Source organism: Streptomyces katrae (genome assembly GCF_000966975.1).
In the GTDB taxonomy this organism is placed as follows: domain Bacteria; phylum Actinomycetota; class Actinomycetes; order Streptomycetales; family Streptomycetaceae; genus Streptomyces; species Streptomyces katrae.
Map to the genome: position 1 here is coordinate 1 of NZ_JZWV01001017.1, position 7,489 is coordinate 7,489.

At 73.3% G+C, this 7,489-nt stretch carries 7 protein-coding genes; 4 read left to right on the plus strand and 3 right to left on the minus strand.

The genetic code is table 11. From position 1 onward, the window contains the following. Window position 1 precedes the first annotated feature (1 nt). Complete coding sequence (locus VR44_RS31385) at window positions 2-1,189, minus strand: FAD-dependent oxidoreductase (RefSeq protein WP_045951012.1); 1,188 nt, start codon at window positions 1,187-1,189, stop codon at window positions 2-4. 360 nt (window positions 1,190-1,549) lie between these two features. On the opposite strand from VR44_RS31385, the gene VR44_RS31390 reads away from it, so the two are divergent. Further along, complete coding sequence (locus VR44_RS31390) at window positions 1,550-1,783, plus strand: hypothetical protein (protein ID WP_045951013.1); 234 nt, start codon at window positions 1,550-1,552, stop codon at window positions 1,781-1,783. Between the two features lie 82 nt (window positions 1,784-1,865). Here VR44_RS31390 and VR44_RS31395 read toward each other — a convergent pair whose 3' ends face one another. Then, entirely contained in the window at window positions 1,866-3,452 is a 1,587-nt protein-coding gene (locus VR44_RS31395) for a Rossmann-fold NAD(P)-binding domain-containing protein (protein ID WP_045951014.1), read from the minus strand. Between the two features lie 224 nt (window positions 3,453-3,676). Here VR44_RS31395 and VR44_RS31400 point away from each other — a divergent pair, with 224 nt between their 5' ends. The 3 genes from VR44_RS31400 (at window position 3,677) to VR44_RS31410 (ending at window position 6,368) form a co-directional block, all read left to right on the plus strand. Continuing rightward, window positions 3,677-4,192, plus strand: a complete 516-nt coding sequence (locus VR44_RS31400; protein WP_045951015.1) for a cupin domain-containing protein — start codon at window positions 3,677-3,679, stop codon at window positions 4,190-4,192. Window positions 4,193-4,299: 107 nt separating this feature from the next. Beyond that, window positions 4,300-5,772 (plus strand): MFS transporter, encoded by a 1,473-nt coding sequence (locus VR44_RS31405; protein WP_045951016.1) that lies wholly within the window; start codon window positions 4,300-4,302, stop codon window positions 5,770-5,772. Beyond that, window positions 5,769-6,368 carry a TetR/AcrR family transcriptional regulator gene (locus tag VR44_RS31410; RefSeq protein ID WP_045951017.1) on the plus strand — a complete coding sequence of 200 codons (600 nt, stop codon included), beginning with the start codon at window positions 5,769-5,771 and terminating at the stop codon, window positions 6,366-6,368. Before VR44_RS31405 ends, VR44_RS31410 begins: the two co-directional genes overlap by 4 nt. Window positions 6,369-6,418: 50 nt before the next feature. Here VR44_RS31410 and VR44_RS31415 read toward each other — a convergent pair whose 3' ends face one another. Beyond that, window positions 6,419-7,309, minus strand: coding sequence for an Imm49 family immunity protein (locus tag VR44_RS31415; protein WP_245692607.1), 891 nt, complete (start codon window positions 7,307-7,309; stop codon window positions 6,419-6,421). Window positions 7,310-7,489 lie beyond the last annotated feature (180 nt).

Here is a 7,489-nt window from a genome sequence, read left to right on the forward strand (position 1 = left end):
GTCAGCGCAGGGACTCCTTCGGGGGGCGCTCGCGCAGGGCCCCGTAGCCGATGAAGTAGGCGGGGACGCGATTCAGCCAGCGGGATTCCGTGACCAGTTCCGTCAGGCGCTGGGCGCGCCGGGGATCGCCGAAGGCGGTCCGGCCCGCCAGCAGGGGTTCGATGACCTGGGCGTGGGCCAGGCGCTGGAGGCCCTGGGTGGCCACCGTGGTGGGCCAGCGGCGCAGTTGGACGCGGCGCACGTCGTGGAGCCCGACCGTGCCCTCGCGCAGCGGGCGCACCAGGTGGCGGGCCGCGGCCACCGCGTCCTGGACGGCGAGGTTGATGCCGATGCCGAAGACGGGCGACATGGCGTGGGCGGCGTCCCCGATGCACAGCAGCCCCGGCCTGTGCCAGCGGCGCAGCCGGTCGAGCCGTACGTCGAGGAGTTTGACCTCGTCCCAGGAGGTGACGGAACCGGCGCGGTCGGCCAGCCACGGTACGGCCTGCGTGAAGCGGGTCATGAACCGCTCCAGCCCCTCGGCGCGGCGCTCGGCGTCCGTGCCCTTGGGGATGAGGGCGGCGCACTGCCAGTAGTCGCCGCGGTCGATGAGCGCGGTGAAGAAGCGGTCGCCGAGGCCGCCGACGAGCCCGCTGGGGTCGTCCTCGCTGCGCGGCAGGCGGAACCACCAGGCGTCCATGGGGCAGGGGAAGCCCTCCAGGCCGAGTTCCGGCAGGGCCCGGGCGAGCGAGCCCCGGCCGTCGCAGGCCACGGTGAGGGTGGCCCGCAGCTCGCCGGTACGGCCGTCGGCGGTGCGGTAGCGCACCCCCGTGACCCGGCCGCGGTCCATGAGGAACGAGGTCGCCCCGGTGTCCATGCGCAGCCGGAAGGAGGGTTCCTTGCCCGCTTCGTCGGCGAGGAGGTCGAGGAGGTCCCACTGGGGCACCATCGCGATGTAGTTGTAAGTGCCGTGCAGGGCCGCGAGGTTGCCCACCGTCACGAGCGAGCGGTCCGGCCCGATGGGCAGCTGGACGGAGCTCACGCGGCGCTGCGGCAGCCGGGCGAAGCGTTCGGCGAGGCCGATGTCCTCCAGGAGCGAGAGCGTCGACGGGTGCACGGTGTCGCCGCGGAAGTCCCGCAGGAAGTCACCGTGTTTCTCCAGGACCGTCACCTCCACCCCGGCCCGGGCCAGCAGCAGCCCCAGCACCATGCCGGCGGGCCCTCCTCCCACGACGCAGCACGTCGTGCGTTCCTGTTCCACCCCGGCACCCCTCTCGGGTAGCTCGGGCGCTCGGTCCGGGCCGCCCGAGGTGACGACTCACAGGTAGGTGACTAGCATGGTCAGAAGACGGCCGCCACCGCGGAAGCAGGTAATTCACCTGTGGTGACGCAGACGGCCGGGTGAATGAGCGGTCCCGCCCATGGGTCCGTGGCCCGATCGGCCACGTTGACGGCGGATGCGCCCCCTGCACGTTTATCGGGTAAGGCAAAAACTCCGTTCTGCTGGCGAAAGGAGGAGGACACCGTTTCGCGCCGTGCGTACGGCGCAGTACGAGAAGGGTTACCCACCATGCAAGCACTGAGAGTGAAGCGGCTCTTCGCGGCCTCCGCGATCGGCGTCCTGCTGGCCGGCGGCGCCGCCATGGGCGCGGCGGGCACGGCCTCCGCGGCGGTTCCGACCCACGCGGTCGCCTACAGCCACGGTGGCGGCGGCTGGGACGACGACGACGACTGGGGCGGTCACGGCCACGGCTGGTACGACGACGATGACGACTGGGGCGGAGGGTACGACGACTGCGGCTGAACGGCCGGAAGTCGACGAGCTGTACGGGCCGCCGAGCCGACGGTCCGTACAGTGACGTCTCCGTGTTCGCCCATGGGGCGGGTCAGCGGCGCGGGGCTGCCGGGCGGGCCGTGGCGCGGGGGCCGTAGCGGTCGTAGTAGTCCAGGAGGAGGCCGGACTCCTCCAGGACGGCGTCGGCCCAGCCTCGGTCCAGTCCGGGCGGCGCGGGGCGGGTGGCGACGGCGCAGGCACCGATGAGCATGCCCGCGTAGACGAGGTCGGAGTGGAGGTTGCTGATGCTGTCCGTCTCGTGGAAGTTGACCGGCCGGCCGCCGGCCAGCACCGTGACGTCGACCCCGCCCGGCAGGACGTGGGTGCTGGAGGAGGGGCGGGTCACCGGGTCGCCTTCGGCCAGGGCTTCGAGGGCGGGGAGGTCGAACTCGATGTCGCGGCTGCTGACGCTCGCCAGGTAGGCGGGGCGGCGCAGGGAGCGGAACTCCCGGGTGGACATGCTGGTGCGGCCGGTGACGCCGAAGACGAGCAGCGGCTCGTGCCGGTCCAGCAGGGCGGGCAGGTCCCGGTCGGTGACGTAGCCGCTCTCGTGGGCGTCGATGAGCTGGAGTATGTCGGCGTCGTGGACGGCGACCCGCATCCGGCGCTGGGTGAGCAGGGCGGCGATCTGGGCGCCCACGTTGCCGTAGCCGACGACCAGCGCGGGCTGGCCCTCGATCTTCAGGGCGGGCAGCAGGTCCAGGGCGGTGGTGACGGCCTTCTCGGCGATCCAGTACGACTCGATGCGCCCCTTCAGCCGGGACTGGGCCACCGAGAACACCGGGAAGGGGAGTTCCGGCTCGCGGCCCTGGAGCTTGTAGATCCCGGACATGGTCTGCTCCACCACCCCCGCCCAGTCCCCCGGACCTGCCGGGGCGCCGCCGCCGGCGCGGGCCTGGTCCAGCAGGGCGGGTGCGACGTAACCCCCGTCGTCCAGGGCGAGGCAGCGCAGGCCCCTGCGGCGGGCCCGCTCGGTGTGCTCGCGTACGGCGGCCGGGTCCGCCGCGTCGACGACGCGGACGCCCTGTTCGACGAGGTGCCCGTGGACGCGGTGGCGCCACTGGTACGCGTAGTCCTTGCGCAGGACCGTCATCGCGTCGAGCGGGGCACCCAGTTCGGCGAGGCAGCCGACGAGGTGGACGAGGTCCGTGAGGAAGTGGCCGGTGACCAGCACCGCGAACCCCTCCAGGGGCCGGCCGGGACGCAGCCGTTCGACGGCCGCGCTCATCAGCGGCAGCTCGCCCGCGACGCGCACCACCTCGAGGGCGGAGAGGGCCTGACGGTGCCAGACCTCGGCCCAGCGCTCCAGCGCGGCCGGCGAGGGGGTCGCGCCGTGGCCGGAGAGGCGCAGGTTCAGGCGGAGCAGGGGGGAGCCGGCGCCGTCGCGGCGCATCTCGGTGGAGACGTACATCGCCGCGTGCAGGCCCGGTTCGAGGCGGGCGGTCAGCTCTCCGCCGGTGTGGGTGAGCACGGTGTCCGGGCCGGCGGCCTCGCACAGGCGCCGGGCCGCGCGGCGCAGGAGGCGGGGGCCGTCCTCGGGGTCGCCGGCCACCTCGACTGCGGTCGCCGCGAAGGAGACCGGGCCGTCGCCGCGGTGGTCCGGGCGCGGGGCGGTCAGGGTAGTCGATTCTCGGTCCACTGGAATTCCCATTCGTTCCGCCCTGCTCACGAATTCGGCGACGCTTTTCTGGGCGCCCTGCCGGGAGAAAGGGTCAGCAGGGCACAGGAATGAGAATACGGTCATGCCGGAAATGGCCACCGCATTACGGGTCGAACCACCCTCGAATCCCCCTGGAATTTCGCGGCGGTCCGGGACGTACGCCCCATACTCGAGCGACCGATTCCCCGTCCGAGGAGGACCCCGTGCCCACGGCACAAGAATGCATAGCCGCCCGCGGCCTGGAGCCGCACGTGGAGGGCGGGTATTTCAGGCGGACGTTCCAGGCGGACCACCGCCCTCCGACCACGACCCCGGCGGGCGACCGTTTCACCCTGACGTCGATCCACTATCTGCTCACGCATTGGTCGCCGGTCGGGCACTGGCACCTCAACCGGTCCGACATCCTGCATTTCCACCACCACGGCGATCCGATCACCTATCACCTGCTGCATCCGGACGGCCGGTACGAGACCGCCGTCCTCGGGCAGGACGCGGGGCGGGGCGAGGTGCTCACCCTGGCCGTTCCCGGAGGGGTGTGGAAGGCGTCCCACCTCACCGCCGGGGACCACGGGCTGATCAGTGAGGCCGTCGCGCCGGGGTTCGACTTCGCCGACATGACCCTGGGCCGTCCCGACGAGCTGGTGGCGCTGTTCCCGGACCACGAGGACCTCGTACGCCGCTACTGCCGCCCCGAGGGCCCGGACTCCTCCGCCGGCTGAGGCGGCGCCGGAGGGCGGACACAGGGGTGCACAGTCGTTTACCGTGGGGGTGAACAATCGTGCACCCCTCCTTGGTGTTCCGCTCTCCTCCCCCCGTCTGGAGCAGCATGCCCTCCGCGATAGCCGCCGGCCGGCCCTCCCCGCACGCCCGGCTCGTCGTACCCGTCCTCGCCTTCTGCGGCATGGTCGTCGCCGTGATGCAGACCCTGGTGGTCCCGCTGCTGCCGCACGTCCCCGCGCTGACGGGCGCGAGCCCGGGGGCCGCCGGCTGGCTGGTGACCATCACCCTCCTCACCGGGGCCGTCTTCACCCCGGTCCTGGGGCGGGTCGGGGACATGTACGGCAAGCGGCGGGTGCTGCTGGCCTCGCTCGGCGTCCTGACCCTGGGCTCGGTGCTGTGCGCGGTCAGCTCCGACATCGGTGTGCTGATCGCCGGCCGGGGCCTGCAGGGCGCCGCGCTCGCGGTGATCCCGCTGGGCATCAGCATCATCCGCGACGAGCTGCCCGTCGAGCGGGTGCTGCCCTCGATCGCCCTGATGAGCTCGACCCTCGGCATCGGCGCGGCGATCGGCCTGCCGGTGGCCGCCGTGGTCATGGAGAACTCCGACTGGCACACGATGTTCTGGGCGTCGGCCGCGCTCGGCCTGCTCGACCTGCTCCTGGTGCTGCGGATCGTCCCGGAGTCCCCGGTCCGCTCCCCCGGCCGCTTCGACCTCCCGGGCACCCTCGGCCTGACCGGCTGCCTCGTCGGACTGCTCCTCGCCATCACCCGGGGAGCCGACTGGGGCTGGGGCTCGGCGCGCACGCTGGGCCTGCTCGGCGCGTCGGTCGCCGTGGGCCTGCTCTGGGGCCGGTACGAGCTGCGCACCCGCTCGCCCATGGTGGACCTGCGGGTCTCGGCGCGGCCCGCAGTGCTCCTGACCAACGTCGCGGCGCTGCTGATCGGTTTCTCCTTCTACGCCAACTCCCTCGTCACGGGCCAGATGGTGCAGGAGCCCACCAGCACGGGGTACGGGATCGGCGCGTCCATGGTGGTCAGCGGCCTGTGTCTGCTGCCCGGCGGTCTGGCGATGGTCGCCCTCTCCCCCGTCTCCGCGCGGATCTCGGCCGCGTACGGGCCCCGGACCGCCCTCGCGCTCGCCTCCGTCGTCATGGCCGCCGGGTACGCGGTCCGTTTCTTCACCAGCCACAGCCTCTGGATGATCGTGGCGGGCGCCACCGTCGTCTCCTCCGGCACGGCGATCGCCTACTCGGCGCTGCCCGCCCTGGTCATGCGGGCCGTGCCGGTGGGCGAGACGGCCGCGGCCAACGGCCTCAACACCCTGATGCGGTCGGTCGGGCAGGCCTGCTGCAGTGCGGTGGTCGCCGCCGTGCTGGCCCATCTGACGTTCACCGCGGGCGGGCGCACCGCCCCGACCCTGCACGCGTACCTGCTGGTCTTCCTGATCGCCGGCGCGACGGCGCTCGCCGCGCTCGCCGCCACGCTGTTCCTGCCGTCTGACCGGCCGCGCGAGCGGGGCGCGCAGGAGGGTACGGTCACGGTGTCAGCGTCCGAGACCGCCGCCCGGGAGAGCGCATGAGCACCACCGACGGATCCGCCTCCGCGCGGGCCGCCACCTCCGGGGACGAGGCGGGTGCCGGGAGCGGACGGGACGCCATCGTGCGGGCCGCGCGCCGGGCGTTCACGCTGCGGCCGTACGCCGAGGTCACCATGCGCGGCATCGCCGCCGACGCCGGGGTGAGCCCGTCGCTGATCGTGAAGCGGTTCGGCAGCAAGGAGGCCCTGTTCAACACGGTCGCCGACTTCGGGGCGGCCGCCGACGCCCTGTTCGCCGCTCCGCCCCCGGAGCTCGGGCGGCACCTGGTCCTGACGATGGTGGACCTGCGGGAGCGTTTCGGCGGTGACCCGCTGCTGCGGGTGGTGTTCTCGCTCGGCATCGAGGACGAGCGCACCCTGCTGCGGGCGCGTTTCCGTGAGCAGGTCACCGACCGGCTGGCCCGGGCCCTGACAGGGCCGGACGCCGCGCTGCGCGCCGAGCTGATCGCCGGCCAGCTGCTGGGGCTGGGCGCGACCCTGAGCCTGCACCGCCCGGACGGGGCGGGCGCGCACACGAGCGCCGAACGCCTGGCCGACCTGTACGCGCCGGGCCTCCAACGCCTCGTCGACGGCGCCTGACGGCCCGCGCGGGACGGCCCGCGGCGTACGGCCGTCAGGCGGACGGCGCCTCAGGCCGTCCCGAAGCAGGTGACCAGGGTGCGCGGCAGGTAGTCCGTGTCGACCGCCGGTGTCCAGCCGTGGGTCCGGTACGCGAGCGCGGCCAGGGCGAGCGGCAGCAGCGGGAGGAGGCTGCGCGGCCGGGTGACGGGGCCGGGCTGGGCGCTGTGGTGCAGCAGGAGGGCGGCCAGCTCGGTGTCGAAGGCCTCACGGTCGCCGGCGGCCAGGGCGCGCAGCACCCGCAGCCCCATGGCGTCGCCCCGCCCCAGGAGGCCGTCCTCACCTTCCCCGGCCCGCACGCGCATCCGTTCCAGCCCGGCGTCGATGGCGGCGAGCTTCGCCCGGGCGCTCGCCGGATACTCCTCGTCCTCGTCCCCGGTGTCCCCGACGACCTGGGCCATGAACCCCTTGACGAGCTCCATGGCGGGGCTGCCCGGGGCGTTCTCCTCCCATTCCTGGCGGGCGAAGTGGAAGGCCTCGCCGTTCGCCGGGACCGTGTCGGCGAGGATCGCGAGGCAGAACGCGTTGTTCCACTCCGTGGGGGTGACCCCGTCCAGCTCGTCGCGCTCGCCACCGGGCCGGTAGCTCATCCCGAAGTTCACGTGGTCGAGGAAGATGTGGAAGGAGTCGTAGGTGTTGTACGCGGCGTACGCGACCGCGCCGGCCGCGGCCGCGGCGGCGTCCTTCAGGCAGGCCTCGGCCTCCGGGGTGTCGAGGGCGGGCGCCCCGACGGACAGCGCGCCCAGGTGGTCGAGGAGTTCCTCCGAGAGCAGCTGCCACTCGTACGTGGCCATCCGCCCGCCCCGCGACATCGTGCGGACCTGTCCCCCGAACCGGTTCTCGAAATCCTCCAGGGCCGCCGAAACGGCCGCTCCGTCCACCTGATGACGCTCTATCCGCACAGCACCGCTCCTTGATAACCGACTGGTCTCCAGCCTAGGCCCCGGGTCCGACAACGGCCGGGGGGAGGGCCGTCAGGTGCCGTGGGGCGGGGGCGGCAGCGGGGGGAGGGCCGGTTCGTCCAGCCAGGCCGCGCAGAGCCCGTCCGTCGGCCCGTCCGCGTAGCGGGCCACATGGGCGGT

Coding starts and splice junctions, on each gene's coding strand:
- VR44_RS31385 (WP_045951012.1), bottom strand. CDS start 1,189: ATGGTGCTGGGGCTGCTGCTGGCCCGGGCCGGGGTGGAGGTGACGGTC.
- VR44_RS31390 (WP_045951013.1), top strand. CDS start 1,550: ATGCAAGCACTGAGAGTGAAGCGGCTCTTCGCGGCCTCCGCGATCGGC.
- VR44_RS31405 (WP_045951016.1), top strand. CDS start 4,300: ATGCCCTCCGCGATAGCCGCCGGCCGGCCCTCCCCGCACGCCCGGCTC.
- VR44_RS31410 (WP_045951017.1), top strand. CDS start 5,769: ATGAGCACCACCGACGGATCCGCCTCCGCGCGGGCCGCCACCTCCGGG.